General features: G+C 71.6%; 10 protein-coding genes and 3 pseudogenes. 5 read left to right on the top strand and 8 right to left on the bottom strand.

Annotated elements, in window-relative coordinates; all coding sequences use genetic code 11:
- Positions 1–10 precede the first annotated feature (10 nt).
- A complete protein-coding gene (locus AB0J06_RS22135; protein WP_357430847.1) occupies positions 11–559 on the top strand; it encodes a hypothetical protein in 549 nt (182 codons plus the stop codon).
- Here the strand turns inward: AB0J06_RS22135 and hrpA are convergent.
- From hrpA to trmB, 4 genes are all read right to left on the bottom strand, one after another.
- Entirely contained in the window at positions 526–4488 is a 3963-nt protein-coding gene (hrpA, locus tag AB0J06_RS22130) for an ATP-dependent RNA helicase HrpA (protein WP_357430846.1), read from the bottom strand. The two genes, AB0J06_RS22135 and hrpA, sit on opposite strands and share 34 nt — an antisense overlap.
- A 163-nt stretch (positions 4489–4651) precedes the next feature.
- Positions 4652–5311, bottom strand: a complete 660-nt coding sequence (locus AB0J06_RS22125) for a hypothetical protein (protein WP_357430845.1) — start codon at positions 5309–5311, stop codon at positions 4652–4654.
- A 125-nt stretch (positions 5312–5436) separates the two neighbouring features.
- Positions 5437–7923, bottom strand: coding sequence for a DUF3516 domain-containing protein (locus tag AB0J06_RS22120; protein ID WP_357430844.1), 2487 nt, complete (start codon positions 7921–7923; stop codon positions 5437–5439).
- A gap of 86 nt (positions 7924–8009) precedes the next feature.
- Positions 8010–8642 (bottom strand): tRNA (guanosine(46)-N7)-methyltransferase TrmB, encoded by a 633-nt coding sequence (gene trmB / locus AB0J06_RS22115; protein ID WP_357430886.1) that lies wholly within the window; start codon positions 8640–8642, stop codon positions 8010–8012.
- A gap of 356 nt (positions 8643–8998) precedes the next feature.
- On the opposite strand from trmB, the pseudogene AB0J06_RS22110 reads away from it, so the two are divergent.
- Positions 8999–9397: pseudogene (locus AB0J06_RS22110) on the top strand (hypothetical protein); the annotation flags it as partial.
- A 126-nt stretch (positions 9398–9523) separates the two neighbouring features.
- Positions 9524–10024 (top strand): annotated as a pseudogene (locus AB0J06_RS22105) (class F sortase); the annotation flags it as partial.
- Between the two features lie 5 nt (positions 10025–10029).
- Here AB0J06_RS22105 and AB0J06_RS22100 read toward each other — a convergent pair.
- Together AB0J06_RS22100 and AB0J06_RS22095 are read right to left on the bottom strand one after the other, a co-directional pair.
- A complete protein-coding gene (locus tag AB0J06_RS22100) occupies positions 10030–10341 on the bottom strand; it encodes an antibiotic biosynthesis monooxygenase (RefSeq protein WP_357430843.1) in 312 nt (103 codons plus the stop codon).
- Positions 10342–10386: 45 nt separating this feature from the next.
- A complete protein-coding gene (locus tag AB0J06_RS22095; protein ID WP_357430842.1) occupies positions 10387–11160 on the bottom strand; it encodes an exodeoxyribonuclease III in 774 nt (257 codons plus the stop codon).
- 257 nt (positions 11161–11417) lie between these two features.
- On the opposite strand from AB0J06_RS22095, the gene AB0J06_RS22090 reads away from it, so the two are divergent.
- Positions 11418–12128, top strand: coding sequence for a TetR/AcrR family transcriptional regulator (locus tag AB0J06_RS22090; RefSeq protein WP_357430884.1), 711 nt, complete (start codon positions 11418–11420; stop codon positions 12126–12128).
- Between the two features lie 35 nt (positions 12129–12163).
- Here AB0J06_RS22090 and AB0J06_RS22085 read toward each other — a convergent pair whose 3' ends face one another.
- The gene (locus AB0J06_RS22085) at positions 12164–13084 is read right to left on the bottom strand and encodes a PAC2 family protein (protein ID WP_357430841.1); all 921 of its coding nucleotides are present in this window, start codon (positions 13082–13084) and stop codon (positions 12164–12166) included.
- Between the two features lie 710 nt (positions 13085–13794).
- Here AB0J06_RS22085 and AB0J06_RS22080 point away from each other — a divergent pair.
- Positions 13795–14628, top strand: coding sequence for a peptidase M23 (locus AB0J06_RS22080; protein WP_357430840.1), 834 nt, complete (start codon positions 13795–13797; stop codon positions 14626–14628).
- A gap of 141 nt (positions 14629–14769) precedes the next feature.
- Here the strand turns inward: AB0J06_RS22080 and AB0J06_RS22075 are convergent.
- Positions 14770–15495: pseudogene (locus AB0J06_RS22075) on the bottom strand (SGNH/GDSL hydrolase family protein).
- Between the last annotated feature and the right edge of the window lie 453 nt (positions 15496–15948).

The raw sequence follows: 15948 nt of genomic DNA, 5'->3' as shown, positions 1-15948 counted from the left end.
GAGGCAGTGGATGGACGGAGCACGAACCACCCAGCAGACGGGCGGGACGATCGAGCTCGCAGCGGCCGAGCCGGCGGAACCCGCCGTGCCGGCAGCCGGGCCCGACTCGCCGGCAGCCGCTACCGACTCGCCACAAGCCGCGGCGCCGGCAGCCGACCCCGAGCCCGCCGTCCCGGCGGAGGTCGAGCCGGTCACCGCACCGCCGTTCATGGCCGACCCGGGCACCCCCGATCCGGCGAGCGGCGACCCGGATCCGTCCTGGTGGGACGACGCGACCCCGGTGACCCCGGCCGCGCCGCCGTATCCGCCGCTCGACCCGCCCCGCTCGCTCGCCGGGAACGTCCGGCTGCTCGCCGTGGTGATGGCGCTCTTCGTCATGGTGATCGTCGTGGCCGTGCTGGCCGCCACGCTCCTCTTCACCGCGCTACGCGACAGCGCCACCACCGCGGCCGCCGGCCCGGGCGGGCCAGACGGCGGGCACAGCGTGTCCTCCGTCGTGCCCGCCACCGGATCCACCGCGTTCGGTCAGCGCCCCTCCGCCAGATCCATCGCCCGGTAGATCCGCTGTTCCGAAATGGGGTACGGGGTCCCCACCGCCTGGGCGAAGACGTTGACCCGCAACTCCTCGATCAGCCACCGGATCTCCCGCACCGCCTCGTCCGCCCGTCGCGCCGGCGGCAGCGCGGCGAGCATGTCGCGGTATTCGCGCTGCACCTGCTCGATCCGGTTGAGCTGCTCGCGGTCGCGCTGCGGATTCTGCGGCGCCTTGTCGAGCCGACGCTCGATCCCGGTCAGGTAGCGGACCAGGTCCGGGAGCCGGCCCCAACCGGCGTCGGTGACGAAGCCGCGGTAGACCAGACCCGAGAGCTGGCCGCGGATGTCGGCCAGCGTCGCCACCAGCGCGAGGCTGGACGTACGCGTCAGCCGCTGCTCCACCGCGTGCGCCGCGCCCAGGATGCGCTGCACCCGGTCGACCACCTCGACCACCGTGTCGACGAGGTCGGCCCGCACGCGGTCGCGCAGCGCCGCGAACCCATCGGCGTCCCACGCCGGCCCGCCCGCCTCGGCCATCAGCTTGTCGATCGCAGCGCCCGCGGCGTCATCGAGCAGGTCCAGCACACTGCGGTGCGGGTTGCGGCTCAGCGCCAGCTTCGCCTCGTTCGACAGGCGCCCCTGCAGGAACTTCGCCGGCGAGGCGACGGTGAGCCGCAGCAGCCGGCGGGTTCCCGCCCACATCGCGTTGCGCTGGTCCGCTTCCGAGTCGAAGACCCGGATCGCGACGCTGTCGCCCTCGTCGACGAGCGCGGGATAGGCGGTCACCACGTAACCGGCCCGGCGCTGCTCGACGGTCCGGGGCAGTTCGCCGAAGCTCCACTCGCGCAGCCCCTGCCGCTCCAGCCCGTGCGCGGCCGCGGCGACCGTTTCCCGTACCTCCGCCTTGAGCTCCTGCTGCAGCGCGGGCAGGTCCTTGCCCTCCGCGACCGGGCGGTCGTCCTCGCCGACGATCCGGTAGGTCGGTCGCAGGTGGTCCGGGATGCGGCTCTGGTCCCAGGCGTCGCGCGGGATGGTCACGCCGGTCATCCGGCGCAGTTCCCGCGCCACCGCGTCGACCAGTGACTCCTGCCCCGGCGTGATCCGGGCCAGCACGGCGCGGGCGAAGTCCGGCACCGGGACGAAGTTGGTCCGGATAGCCTTGGGGAGCGAGCGGATCAAGGCCACGACCACCTCGTCACGCAGCCCCGGCACCTGCCAGTCGAAGCTCTCCGCGGTCACCTGGTTGAGCATCGGCAGGGGAATGTCCACCGTGACCCCGTCGGTGGCGGCGCCGGGCTCGAACTGGTAGGTCAGCGGCAGCCGCAGTTCGCCCTGCTGCCAGGCATCGGGATAGTCGGCCTCGTCGATGCCGCCCCGCCCCTGGTTGACCAGCATCGCCCGGTCGAAGCTGAGCAGCTCCGGCTGCTCCCGCCGGACCTGCTTCCACCAGCTGTCGAAGTGCCGCGCGGAGACCACGTCGGGCCCGATCCGCTGGTCGTAGAAGTCGAAGATGGCCTCGTCGTCGACCAGGATGTCGCGCCGCCGCGCCCGGTGCTCCAGCTCCTCGACCTCGTCGCGCAGCCGCTGGTTCTCCTGCCAGAACGTGTGGTGGGTGTGCCAGTCACCCTCCACCAGGGCGTGCCGGATGAACAGCTCGCGGCTGAGCGCCGGATCGATCCGGCCATAGTTGACCTTGCGTGACGTCACGAGCGGTACGCCGTAGAGCGTGACCTTCTCGTACGCCATCACCGCGCCCTGCTTCTTCTCCCAGTGCGGCTCGCTGTAGCTGCGCTTGACCAGGTGCCCGGCGAGCGCCTCCACCCACTCCGGCTCGATCCGCGCGGCCACCCGCGCCCAGAGCCGGGACGTCTCCACCAACTCCGCCGCCATCACCCAGCGCGGCGGCTTCTTGAACAGCGCCGACCCCGGGAAGACCGCGAACTTCGCCCCGCGCGCCCCCAGATACTCGTGCTTGGCGCTGTCCTTCAGCCCGACGTGCGACAGCAGTCCGGCCAACAGGGACTGATGGATCGCGGTCGGCTCCGGCGGGTTCTCGCCCGGCGTCACGCCGAGCGCCCGGACCACCTGCCGCAGCTGGCTGTAGATGTCCTGCCACTCCCGCACCCGCAGGTAGTTGAGGAACTCCGCCTTGCACATGCGGCGGAACCCGCTGGAGGAGAGCGCCTTCTGCTGCTCCCGCAGGTACTCCCACAGATGCAGGAAGGCGAGGAAGTCGGACTCCTTGTCGGCGAAGCGGGCGTGCATCTGGTCGGCGGCCTGCTGCTTGTCGGCCGGGCGCTCCCGAGGGTCCTGGATGGAGAGTGCGGCCGCGATCACCATCACCTCGGTGACCGCGCCGTTGCCTTCCGCTTCGAGCACCATCCGCGCGAGCCGCGGGTCGACCGGCAACTGCGCGAGCTTGCGCCCCAGCGGCGTGAGCCGCTTGCGCGGATCGTCCTGCGCCGGATCGATCGCCCCCAGCTCGTGCAGGAGATCGAAGCCGTCCTTGATGTTGCGCCGGTCCGGCGGGTCGAGGAACGGGAACGCGGCCAGGTCGCCCAGGCCCAGCGAGGTCATCTGCAGGATGACCGAGGCGAGGTTGGTACGCAGGATCTCCGGGTCGGTGAACTCCGGCCGGGAGGCGAAATCCTGCTCGTCGTAGAGGCGGATGCAGATGCCGTCCGAGGTGCGTCCGCACCGCCCCTTGCGCTGGTTGGCCGAAGCCTGCGACACCGGCTCGATCGGGAGCCGCTGCACCTTCAGGCGGTGGCTGTAGCGGGAGATCCGCGCGGTGCCGGGGTCGATGACGTACTTGATGCCCGGCACGGTCAGCGACGTCTCCGCGACGTTGGTCGCCAGCACCACCCGACGGCCGGGATGCGGCTGGAAGACCCGGTGCTGCTCGGCCGTCGACAGCCGGGCGTAGAGGGGCACGATCTCGGTGTTGCGCAGCTCCACCTTGCCGAGCGCGTCGGCCGTGTCCCGGATCTCCCGCTCACCGCTGAGGAAGACCAGGATGTCGCCCGGCCCCTCGCCGCAGAGCTCCTCGACCGCCTCGCAGATCGCCTGCGTCTGGTCGCGGACGACGTCCTCGCCGTCGTCCTCTTCCTCCTCGGCCTCCAGCACCAGCGGTCGGTAGCGCACCTCCACCGGATAGGTCCGGCCGGAGACCTCCACGATCGGCGCCGCCTGCTCGGGGCCGCCGCTCTGCTCGCTGTTCGGCGTCCCGAAGTGCCGGGCGAAGCGCTGCGGGTCGATGGTGGCCGAGGTGATGATGACCTTGAGGTCGGGGCGACGGGGGAGGAGCTGCTTGAGGTACCCGAGGATGAAGTCGATGTTCAGGCTGCGCTCGTGCGCCTCGTCGATGATCAGCGTGTCGTACTGCCGCAGCATCCGGTCCTGCTGGATCTCCGCCAGCAGGATGCCGTCGGTCATCAGCTTCACCAGCGTGCCGTCGCCCACCTGGTCGTGGAAACGGACCTTGTAGCCGACCGCGCCGCCCAGCTCCGTGCCGAGCTCCTCGGCGATCCGGTCGGCCACCGTCCGGGCGGCGAGCCGGCGCGGCTGGGTGTGCCCGATCAGCCCGCGCACCCCCCGCCCCAGCTCCAGGCAGATCTTCGGCAGCTGGGTCGTCTTGCCCGAACCCGTCTCGCCCGCGACGATCACGACCTGGTGGTCGCGGATCGCGGCGAGGATCTCGTCCTTCTTCTCGCTGACCGGCAGCGCGGGCGGGTAGGTGATCGTCGGGACGCCATCGCGGCGCCGCTCCAGGCGCTGAGCGGCGGCGTCGATCTCGGCGGCGATCTGGTCGAGCGCGCCGCGCCGGGCGTCGGGGTCACGCAGCTTACGGACGCCGTCGATGCGGCGCTGCAGGCGGCGTTCGTCGCGCAACATCAGCTCGGGCAGGCGGGCCTGCAGGTCAGCGACGGACGGGGAGGGTGGCGGCGTGTGCATATCGTCGCCAAGGATAGGCGCGTCCCCCCGTCGGCCCCCATCGGTTTCCCCCGCGCGCCCCCGCAAGATCGCGCTACCGCGGGGAAATAGTGGTCTCGACGTCGCGGGAAGCCACTACATGCCGGAATAGCGCGATCTTGTGCGGTGGGCGGGACGGGGTGCGTTACGCCGCGGTGGTCCAGATGGCGGAGAAGGCGGCCGCCTCACCGGCGAGCCAGCGTTCGATCTGGTCGGGCCGGGCTTTCGGGTCGGCGCGGTGCACGTGACCGCGACGGACGTCGACCAGCACCGGCTCGGCGCCGGAGAGGACCTGCTCCATGTGCCGCGCCATCAGATGCAGGGTGGCGAGCAGCGCCTCCTCGCCCGGCGGCTCCTCGTCGAGGTGCAGCCGGACCGCCTCGACGCGGCCGTCGTCGTAGCGCAACCCGAGGTGGGGGTTGATCTTCACGGGCAGGGCGCCGACCATGCCGAGCGCGTCACGGGTGCGGGCGAGCTCGACGCTGTGCGGATCGCCGAGCGAGGCGAGGTAGGCGGTCGCACCGGGCGCGAGCGCCGTGTAGAGCGGCCGCCAGCGCGGCTTGACGACGTTGACGACCTGCGCGAGATGGGTCCCGCCGGTGCGGAACCGGATGTCGGCCTTGAGCGCCTTGACGAGCTGCCCGTGCGGGTTGAAGCCGGAGCGGCTCTCCCGCTGGCGGCGCAGCCCGCCGACGAAGGTGGCCTTGGCCGGGCCGGTGCGGCCGACGTAGCGGGTGAAGGCGAGCAGGGTGGCGTAGGGGAGCGGGGCGGCGGAGGCGGACTGGGTGGCGGAGGCGGGCGTCACGGCTTTCCCTCCCAGGTCAGCGGCGTGTTTCGTACATACATTCTAATCGACCGCCGCGATTTCGCCCAGCAAAAAGCGGACCGGCCGCGCCATGCGCCGCCGGTCCGCCAACTGCGTCAGCCGGGCTACAGCTGTCCGACCTCCAGGATCCGCACGACCGCCGCGCCGGCCTCGTCCGAGGCCGCCAGGTCGATCTCCGCGCTGATCCCCCAGTCGTGGTCTCCGGCCGGGTCGTCGAAGATCTGGCGTACGGTCCAGCGCTCCCGTCCCTGCTCGATCATCAGCAGTGCCGGTCCGCGCGCGTCCGGCCCGGTGCCGAGCGAACCGTGCTCGGCGAAGTACGGCTCCAGCGCCTCGGCCCAGTCGTCGGCGCCCCAGCCCGATTCGCCGTCGAGCGCGCCCAGCTCGTCGTAACGGCGCAGCGCCGCGAGCTCCACCCGACGGAACAGGGCGTTGCGGACCAGGACCCGGAAGGCCCGGACGTTGCCGGTGACCGCCGGCGGTCGGTCGTCGATCACCACCTCGGTCTCGTCGGTGGGGTTGCGCAGTCGCTCCCACTCGTCGATCAGGCTGGAGTCGACCTGGCGGACCAGCTCGCCGAGCCACTCCTCCAGGTCGATGAGCTCCTCGGTCTTGGCGTCCTCGGGGACGGTCTGGCGCAGCGCCTTGTAGGCGTCGGCCAGGTAGCGCAGGACGAGCCCCTCGGAGCGGGTGAGCCCGTAGAAGCCGACGTACTCGACGAAGGTCATCGCCCGCTCGTACATGTCGCGGACCACGGACTTGGGCGCGAGCTGGTGATCGGCGACCCAGGGGTGGCCGCGGCGGTACATCTCGTAGGCGGCGTCGAGGAGTTCGACGAGCGGCTTGGGATGGGTGACCGAGTCGAGCAGCTCCAGCCGGGCCTCGTACTCGATGCCGTCGGCCTTCATCTGCGCGACGGCCTCGCCGCGCGCCTTGAACTGCTGGGCTGAGAGGATCTGCCGCGGGTCGTCGAGGGTGGCTTCGATGACCGACAGGACATCGAGCGGGTACGTCGGCGACTCCATGTCGAGCAACTCGATCGCGGCCAGTGCGAATGGCGACAGCGGCTGGTTGAGCGCGAAGTGCAGCTGCAGGTCCTGGGTGAGCCGGACGGAGCCGTCTTCGGGGTTCCGTTCCACGACGCCGCCGGCGAGCAGGGCCCGGTAGATGGCGATGGCCCGGCGGATGTGTTTGCGCTGGGCCGGCCGGTCCTCGTGGTTGTCCTCGAGCAGGTGCCGCATGGCGGCGAACGCGTCGCCGGGTCGGCTGATCACGTTGAGCAGCATCGAGTGGCTGACCGCGAAGCTGGAGGTCAGCGCCTCCGGCTCGGATTCGATGAGGCGTTCGAAGGTGGGCTTGCCCCAGCCGATGGAGCCCTCCGGCGGCTTTTTGCGGACCACCTTGCGGCGCTTCTTCGGGTCGTCCCCCGCCTTGGCGAGCGCCTTCTCGTTGTCGATGACGTGCTCGGGCGCCTGCACCACCACCGTGCCGATGGTGTCGTAGCCGGCCCGCCCGGCCCGGCCGGCGATCTGGTGGAACTCGCGCACCTTGAGCAGTCGCGTCTTCACCCCGTCGTACTTGCTCAAACCGGTGAAGAGCACGGTGCGGATCGGCACGTTGATGCCGACGCCGAGGGTGTCGGTGCCGCAGATGACCTTGAGCAGCCCGGCCTGGGCGAGGGTCTCCACCAGGCGCCGGTATTTGGGGAGCATGCCCGCGTGGTGCACGCCGATGCCGTGCCGGACCAGCCGGGACAGCGTGCGGCCGAAGCCGGCGGTGAACCGGAAGTTGCCGATCGCCGCGGCGATGGCGTCCTTCTCCGCGCGGGTGCAGACGTTGATGCTCATCAGCGACTGGGCCCGCTCCAACGCGGCGGCCTGGGTGAAGTGCACGACGTAGATCGGCGCCTGACGGGTGCTGAGCAGCTCTTCGAGCGTCTCGTGCATTGGCGTCACGGCGTACGAGAACATCAGCGGCACCGGCCGCTCGACCGACTTGACCACCGCTGTCGGACGGCCGGTGCGCCGCGACAGGTCGTCGACGAAGCGGGTGACGTCGCCGAGGGTGGCCGACATGAGCACGAACTGCGCCTGGGGCAGCTCGATCAGCGGCACCTGCCAGGCCCAGCCCCGGTCGGGCTCGGCGTAGAAGTGGAACTCGTCCATGATGACCTGGCCCACGTCGGCGCGTTCGCCGTCGCGGAGCGCGATGTTGGCCAGGATCTCGGCGGTGCAGCAGATGATCGGCGCTGTCTCGTTGACGCTCGCGTCTCCGGTCAGCATGCCGACGTTCTCCGGGCCGAAGATGTCGCAGAGCGCGAAGAACTTCTCCGAGACCAGTGCCTTGATCGGCGCGGTGTAGAAGGTGACCTTGTCGGCGGCGAGGGCGGCGAAGTGCGCGCCCGTGGCGACGAGGCTTTTGCCGGAGCCGGTCGGCGTGCTGAGGATCACGTTGGCGCCGGAGACGATCTCGATGAGGGCGTCTTCCTGGTGCGGGTAGAGGGAAAGTCCCTGCTCCTTGGCCCAGCCGGCGAACGCGTCGAAGAGGGAATCGGGGTCGGCGCTGCGCGGCAGCTGGTCGGTGAGGGTCATCGCTGGTCCATGGTGCCCGGATCGGGCCGCGACCGCCAGTCTGGACGATCATGGGGCGTGCCGGCGGCCGCCGCGACGGGGAGCCGTCAGCGGCGGCGGAACACCAGGTCGTAGATGCTCCGGTGGGCCCGTACGCCGCGGCGCTCGAACTTGGTGACCGGCCGGTGGGTCGGCCGCGGCGCGAAGCCGTCGGCGGTGTTGACCAGCCCCGGATCGGCGCTCAGTGTGGCGAGCATCGCCTCGGCGTACTCGGCCCAGTCGGTCGCGCAGTGCAGCGTGGCACCGGGCGTGAGGCGGGAGCGGAGCAGCGCGACGTGTGCCGGTTGGATCAGCCGCCGCTTGTGGTGCTTGGACTTCGGCCACGGGTCCGGGAAAAAGACGTGTACGGCGTCGAGGCTGTCGGCCGGCAGCATCCCCCGGACCAGGTCCATCGCGTCGCCGCTGCCCACCCGGACGTTCGTCAGACCCTGTTCCTCGATCAGCGTCAGCAGGTTGGCGATGCCGGGCGTGTGCACCTCGACGGCGAGATAGTCGCGCCCCGGGTCGGCGGCGGCCATCTCCGCGGTGGTGTCGCCCATGCCCGAGCCGATCTCCAGCACCAGGGGCGCCCGGCGACCGAAGAGCGCGGCCGGGTCGAGAAGCGTCCCCGGCTGCTCGGGGATGAGTAGTCCGTACACCGGCCAGAGGTGGTCGAGGGCGTCGACGTGCCGCGCGCTCATCCGGCCGCCGCGCCGGTGGAAGGTGCGGATCGGCGGGGTCGCCCCGTCCGGCGTGGTGCCGTCGGCGGCGGTGTCGGCCAGGGGCCTGTCGGCCGGGAGTGCGGCGGCCCGGGGCGCGTCGATGAGGGTCACAGGGAGAAAAGCGTACGTCGGTGCGGAGCGTCGCCCCCAATTCACGGGGTGTGATCTGCGGCGATGGGTGAGAAAATCCTCCCGTCGGGCGTCCCCGCCCCGCCACCGCCCGACGGCAGGAGGCGCGCATGAGCCGCACCCGTCGCCGCACCGGCACGCTGCTCGCGTCCGTGGCCGTGGCCGTCGTCGCGCTGCTGGCGCCGGCGCTGCCCGCCCGGGCCGACGACGTCTTCGTCGAGGTCAACCCGAGCACGGTCGAGGCCGGCTACCTGGTCGGAATCCGGGCGAGCTGCACGGCGAACAGCGCCCCGGCCACGGTCGAGTCGGACGCCTTCGGCACGGTCACCGTGCGCCCGCAGTACGACCTGTTGACCGCCGCGGCCACCGTGCCGGAGGGTACGCGGGCCCGCAGCTACCGGGTACGGCTCGCCTGCCCGGACGGCCGTGCGGCGACGACGATGCTGCACGTGGTCACGGCCGTCCGCCCCAGCCGTGGACCCGCCACCGGTTTCGGCGGCAGCGCCGACGACGGCTCCGGCGGGCTGCTCGTCACCGGCGGGCTGACCGCCATCGTCGCCGGGCTCGCGCTGGGGCTGCTGACCCGGCGCCGGCGCCGGGCCTGACGGGTCGCCATGGTCCGCGTGGGCCGCGAGCCGACCCGAAAACTGGCCGTGGTCCTGGTGCTGGTCGGCGTGCTCGCCACCGCGGCCGGCCTTGCCGGATCGGGTGGCTGGCCGGGGCTGGCCGGCGGGAGCCGCCCGCCGCCGCGGGAGTTTCCGGTGCTCGAGCCGAGCCGGCCGATCCGGATCGCGATCCCGTCGCTCGACGTGCGCGCCCCGGTGCACGCCCTCGGGCTCGCCGACGACGGCTCGATCGCCGTGCCCCCGCTGCGCCGGCACCACGAGGCGGGCTGGTTCGAGCGCAGCCCCACCCCCGGCCAGTTCGGGCCGGCGGTGATCGTCGGGCACGCCGACACGCGTACCGGACCGTCGATCTTCCACGACCTGGCCGGGCTGTGGCCCGGCGCCCGCGTCGAGGTGACCCGGCGCGACCGGGTGGTCGCGGTTTTCGAGGTGAACTCGGTGGAGCGTTTCGGCAAGGCCGAGCTGCCGATCGAGCGGGTCTACGGCGACTTCACCCGACCCGGCCTGCGGTTGATCACCTGCGGTGGGCAGTGGGTCGGCGGCGGCATCGGCTACGCCGACAACGTCGTCGTCTTCGCGTCCCTGATCGGCACCCGGGACCCGTGACGCCGTCAGCCCGCGGCCGGCGGAGCCTGCTGCACGACCTCGAACTCGAGCAGGCTCGCTCCGGTCGCCACCGGCTTGGCGCGCTCGCCGGCATGGGCCTCCCGCGCCGGTCCGCCGGACCAGGCCTGGAACGCCTCCTCGGTCTCCCACTTCGTGTAGACGAAGTACCGGGTCTCGCCGGCGACCGGGCGGAGCAGTTCGAAGCCCAGGAAGCCGGGGGCCTTCTCCACCGCGCCCTGCCTGGCGGCGAAGCGCCGCTCGAGTTCCGGTCCCGCGCCCTCGGGCGCCTCGATAGCGTTGATCTTGACGACTGCCATGGCTCCACCCTACGGCCGCGCGCGCACGCGCCCGGGCAGGCGGGTCTAGTCCGCGTCGACGACGATCGGCGCGTGATCCGACGGGGTCTTCCCCTTGCGCGCCTCGCGGTCGATGTAGGCGGTGCGGATCCGGTCGCTGAACGGGGCGCTCGCGTAGACCAGGTCGATGCGCATCCCCTTGTCCTGGTGGAACATCCCGGCGCGGTAGTCCCAGTAGGTGAAGGGGTTGGGGCCCTTCATCGGCTGCGGCACCACGTCGAGCAGGCCCAGATCGCGCAGCTCGGTCAGCGCCTGCCGCTCCGGGGCCGTCACGTGGGTCGAGCCGACGAAGAGCGTCGGGTCCCACACGTCGGCGTCGGTGGGGGCGACGTTGAAGTCGCCGCAGACGGCGAGCTGTCGACCGTCGCCCAGCTCCGCGGCGAGCGCGTCGCGCAGCCCGCGCAGCCACGCCAGCTTGTAGGTGTAGTGCGGCGAGTCCGGGGTGCGGCCGTTGGGCACGTAGATCGACCAGACGCGTACGCCGCCACAGGTCGCAGAGATCGCGCGGGCCTCCGGCTCGGGAAAGCCCGGCTCGTCGGGGAACCCGGTCACCACGTCGTCGAGGCCGACCCGGGAGAGCAGCGCGACGCCGTTCCACCGACCGTCGCCGTGCACGGCGGTCGCGTAGCCGAGCTCGGCGACCTCGTCGACCGGAAACGCGTCCGCCGCGCATTTCGTCTCCTGCAGGCAGAGGACGTCGGGGGCGCTGTCGGCCAGCCAGGCGAGCAGCCGGGGGAGCCGGGCCTTCACGGAGTTGACGTTCCAGGTCGCGAGGCGCATCTCCTCAGGGTGCCATCCGGGACCGACAAGGACTCCGTCGGCGGGCGGTCAGCGCAGCAGTTCGTCGAGGTCCGCCGCCCGGCGCAGGTCGTCGCCGAGCGCCGCGCGCTCGGCGACGGTGAGCTCGATCCGGTCGGTACGGCGTACGGAAACAATAACGTACGGTGTACGGGATTGGGGATGTGGAGAATGACGCCGTGACCACCGAGTACAGCGGCAGCGGAGATCCGAAGCGCAGCATGGAGCTGCTCTGGGGGATGCAGGAACGGCCCCGGCGTGGACCGAAGCCCCGGCTGACCGTGCCGCAGATCGTCCGGGCCGCGATCGAGGTCGCCGACGCCGAAGGGCTCGCCGCGCTCTCCATGCGGCGCGTCGCCGAGCAGCTCGGCGTCGGCGCGATGTCGCTCTACACGTACGTGCCGGGCAAGGCGGAGCTCCTCGACGTCATGCTCGACACGGTCCTCGGTGAGCAGGCCCGGCCGGAGGAGGTCGCCGGCGGGTGGCGGGGGCGGCTGGAGCGGATCGCGCGGGAGAACTGGACGCTCTACCGCCGGCACCCGTGGCTCCTGCAGGTCGCCGCCCACCGTCCGCCGATGGGGCCGAACGTGATGGCCAAGTACGAGTACGAGCTGCGCGCCGTCGACGGGCTGGGCCTGACCGACGTGGAGATGGACTCGGTGATCGCGCTGATCTCCGGGTACGTCCACGGGGCGGCCCGGGGTGCGGTGGACGCCGCCCAGGCGGAGCGGCAGACCGGGATGAGCGACGAGCAGTGGTGGGCCGAGCAGGCGCCGCTGCTGGAAAAGGTCTTCGACGTCGAGCGCTACCCGATCGCGGCGCGGGTCGGCGCGGCGGCGGGGGAGGCGCACAACGCTCCGGCGGCGCCCGAACACGCCTTCGAGTTCGGCCTGCGGCGGGTGCTGGACGGCATCGACGTGCTGGTCTCGGCGCGCCGCGACGGGTCGTAGCCGCCCCCGCGGAGGCGGGGGCGGCTGGACGTTCGTCAGATCCCCGGCACGTCTCCGGGGCGGCCCTGCTCCGCGAGGAAGCGTTCGAGCTCTGCGGCGAGCTCGTCGGCGGTGGGCAGAGCCTCGTTCGCGTCGGCGAGCAGGTTGGTGCCGCGCCGGCCGCGGGTGAAGGCGTCGTACTGCTCCTCCAGCGCGTGGACCAGGGCGTTCGCCTCGTCGGTCTGCGCCACCTGCCGGTCGATGTCGCCGCGGACGGTCTCGGCCGCGGAGCGCAGCGCGTCGGTCGGCAGCAGCAGCCCGGTGCTGCGGGACACCGAGGAGAGCAGCAGCTCGGCCGCCGCGGGGTATTCGGTCTGCGCGACGTAGTGCGGCACGTGCACCGCGAAGCCGAGCGCGTCGCGCCCCTCCCGCCCGAGGCGGTATTCCAACAGGTGCCCGGCGCTGCCGGGAACCTGTACGCGCTGCAGCCACGGCTCGTGGCCGGCGATCAGCTCGGGCCGGGTGGCGTGGGCGGTGACGCCGGCGGGCCGGGTGTGCGGCACGGCCATCGGGATCGCGTTGAGCCCCACCGTCAGCCGGACGTTCAGGCGCTGGATCAGGGCGGTCACGGCTGCGGTGAACCGTTCCCACTGCAGATCCGGCTCAGGTCCACTGAGCAGGAGGAACGGGACGCCCGCGTCGTCGTGCAGCAGGTGCAGCTCCAGCCGTGGCTCCTCGTAGTCCGCCCAGTGGTCCTCCATGAACATCATCGTGGGGCGGCGGGACCGGTAGTCGAGCAGTTGGTCGAGATCGAAAGTCGCGATCGTCCGGGCCGGCAGGTTGGCGAGCAGGTGTTCGCGGGCGATTCGGCTCGCGCTGCCGGCGTCGACGAAGCCGGTGAGCGCCTGGATCAAGACCGGCTGGCCCAGATCGGGCAGGTCGTCGGTGAGCTCGTAGAGCTCGTGCGGGTCGAGCACCGGTCGCAACCTCCTCATGATGTCCGTTCGGGGGCTTCGCCCCGAAGGTCGAACGCCGGGATCGGCCATTCCATTCCATCCCGGCCCGGTCCGTCCGGTTGCGTCGGCGGCGGAACGTCGATGGAGGGGCGGGCGACCGCCCGCGCCCGCTCCCATGGTGGCGCACGACCGCGCCCCGTCGCCCGGGCGGGGCGTGCGGCGGTCAGACCGGGCGCCGAAGGATGACTCCGAAGTGTCCAATTACTACTACTTGTTGTTACCGCTTCATGGCCGCCGATGACCGTGGTGGCAGGCTCGGTCGACCCGAGGGACCATGCCGGATCGGCCGAAAGGTTGACATGCTCGACGTCACTCTTTGTGGTCGACGATTAGAAGGTAAATGCCCGCCTGGGACGGAATGTGAAGCAACGCCGTCGGACCCGTCTTGCCCGGCTTCGACCAGGGCGTTTACGCCTGAGACTGACTGACCGGTTACTCAGTAGCCCACTGTGGTGAGCGTCACTAAATCACGGTGGGTAGCGGCCGTTCCGTCTGCCTAGCCTCGTGCAATGCGAGACGACCACACACTTGAGCATGAGGACGGCGCCGCAATCCCGGGTAGCCGTTCGGCCGATACGACGCCGGACGAGCGGGTTGACGGCGAGCGCCGCACATCTGGGCGTATGTGGAATCAACTCAGGGGCCTGGGGACCCTGTCGCAAAATCAACTCATGGACCTGCGGGCCCTTTCGCTATCGCGACTCACGAAGCTGCGGTCACTTCCGCAGATCAAGGATTTGTCCGGCAAGGGGAGCCGGTCGAAGCTCATCGTCGCCAGCGGTGTCATCGCCGCCATGGGCTTCGCCGTGTACGGCGGCGCCGGGCTGGACGGCCCCGGTCAGTCCGGCGGGTTCAACAGCGTCGCGCAGACGGAGATCCCCGGACGCGACCGCTCCGACCAGGCCGCCACCCGTTCCTTCGACCGTCAACCCGTGACCGAAGGGGCACGGCAGGGCGCACCCGCCGACCAGAAGCCGGCAGACCAGAAGCCGGCAGACCAGAAGCCGGCGGAGCAGAAGCCGGCGGAGCAGAAGCCCGAGCCGCGACAGCCGCGCCCGGTGGCCGGGCTCGACCAGCAGCAGATGGAGAACGCCACCGCCATCGTCGAGGCCGGCCAGGAACTCGGCGTGCCGCGTCGCGGAATGGTCATCGCGGTGGCCACCGCGATGCAGGAATCCACCCTGCGCAACCTCGCCAGCGGCGTGCTCGCGGAATCGACGGAGGTCCCGCACCAGGGCACCGGCTGGGACCACGACTCGGTGGGGCTCTTCCAGCAGCGCAGCAGCACCGGCTGGGGTCCGGTCAAGGATCTGATGGACCCGAAGTTCGCCGCGAAGCAGTTCTACAAGGTGCTGGTCACGGTGCCCGGTTGGGAGCAGATGGCGCTGACCGACGCCGCGCAGCGGGTGCAGGTCTCCGCGTTCCCGTACCACTACGCGAAGCACGAGGGCAACGCGGAGACGGTGGTCAACGAGATCCTGTCGGCGAAGAACCCCGCTGTCTGACGCGCGTTCCCGGTTGATCCGAACGCCACGACCGGTCCGGCGGCGACCACCCCTCTGGTCGCCGCCGGCCACCCTTCGGTCCGACTGCTCCGGCAGCCGGACCGAAGGCGTATCCACACCCGGTCCGTGCGCGGGCGAGGGTCACCGGGCGAGCCGGGCGAGCGGATACGTCACCTCGGCGAGCTTGTTCTGACCGTCCCGGTCCGGGTGGAAGTAGTCCAGCGGGTTGACCATGTCCAGGCTGAACCGCACCCGGTGCGCCGCCCCACCGTCGTACCGGCAGCGCGCGCCGTACGCGCGGCAGGCGGCGGCGAGTTGGGTGTTGTACGCGGTGACGCGGGCCCGGAACGTTTACCGGCGCCCGCTGTCGGCGGCCGCGGTCGACGTCGGGTTGCCGAGCAGTGCCGGACAGACCCCGTGCGACCAGGCACGGACCGCCCGATCATTGGTACGGCCGATCTGCCACAGCCGGTGCAGATCGGGGATGCTGACCACCAGCACGCGGGCGCGCGGCAGGCCGGTGCGCAGCACACCGAGCGCCCGGTCGACCTCGGCGCGGAAGGCGGGGACGCCGGTCATCTCCTCGATCCGTCCCCGGCAGGCGTCGTTCGCCCCGATCAGCACCGTCACGTACTCCACTTTGGACCTTACGGCGGCGGTGGCCTGGCCGGACAGGTCGGCGGCCCGCGCACCCGGCGCGGCGTGGTTGTGCGCGTTGCCCCGCATCCCCGGGTTGACCCCGACGATGCGCCGGTAGTGGCTCTCCACCCGCACGCCGTCCCCCGTCGACCAGGAGTTTCGCTGGCAGGTGGCGAGCGCGAGGCACGACCCGAACCCGGCCGTGATCGAATCGCCGAGTGCGGCCATGGACGACGGCAGGTCACCACGGGGCGGCGGCGACGGCCGGGGGCGTCCGGGACGGGCGGCGCCGTCACAGGCGAGCGCGACCAGGGCGATGAGGAGTGCGGCGGTGGCGGTCGAGCGTCGGGACATCCGTCCCCCGTTCCGGCGCAGAGCAACGCAGTGCCAACTCTACGGCGTCACGCGGGCGGCGGGAACCGGGCGAAGGTGAGCTACCCGCGCGGACGCGAGTGCCGCCGGCGGTCCTACCCGTCCGCCACGGGAGATCCACGCAGGAGCGGGAGGAAATCCGTGAAGGACCGGCGTGGGCGCCATCCCTGCGCGAGCGCCCGGCCGATATCGAGCACCACACCGTGCGCGAGCTGGTCGATCGCGTACCGGGTCAGCGCCGGCGTCCCGGACCGGGTCCACCGCGAGCGCGCAGAAGACCAGCAGCCGCACGTTGAGCCAGAGTCCGAT

Source organism: Micromonospora sp. NPDC049679 (genome assembly GCF_040659735.1).
Taxonomy (GTDB): Bacteria; Actinomycetota; Actinomycetes; order Mycobacteriales; family Micromonosporaceae; genus Micromonospora_I.
The sequence above is the reverse complement of the archived record's forward strand: the minus strand, read 5'-3'. Positions and strand labels throughout refer to the sequence as shown.

Bases quoted from the DNA above. Each gene is read 5' to 3' on its own strand.
- AB0J06_RS22135 (WP_357430847.1), top strand. From the start codon at position 11: ATGGACGGAGCACGAACCACCCAGCAGACGGGCGGGACGATCGAGCTC.
- hrpA (WP_357430846.1), bottom strand. From the start codon at position 4,488: ATGCACACGCCGCCACCCTCCCCGTCCGTCGCTGACCTGCAGGCCCGC.
- AB0J06_RS22120 (WP_357430844.1), bottom strand. From the start codon at position 7,923: ATGACCCTCACCGACCAGCTGCCGCGCAGCGCCGACCCCGATTCCCTC.
- trmB (WP_357430886.1), bottom strand. From the start codon at position 8,642: ATGAGCGCGCGGCACGTCGACGCCCTCGACCACCTCTGGCCGGTGTAC.
- AB0J06_RS22100 (WP_357430843.1), bottom strand. From the start codon at position 10,341: ATGGCAGTCGTCAAGATCAACGCTATCGAGGCGCCCGAGGGCGCGGGA.
- AB0J06_RS22095 (WP_357430842.1), bottom strand. From the start codon at position 11,160: ATGCGCCTCGCGACCTGGAACGTCAACTCCGTGAAGGCCCGGCTCCCC.
- AB0J06_RS22090 (WP_357430884.1), top strand. From the start codon at position 11,418: ATGCAGGAACGGCCCCGGCGTGGACCGAAGCCCCGGCTGACCGTGCCG.
- AB0J06_RS22080 (WP_357430840.1), top strand. From the start codon at position 13,795: ATGGACCTGCGGGCCCTTTCGCTATCGCGACTCACGAAGCTGCGGTCA.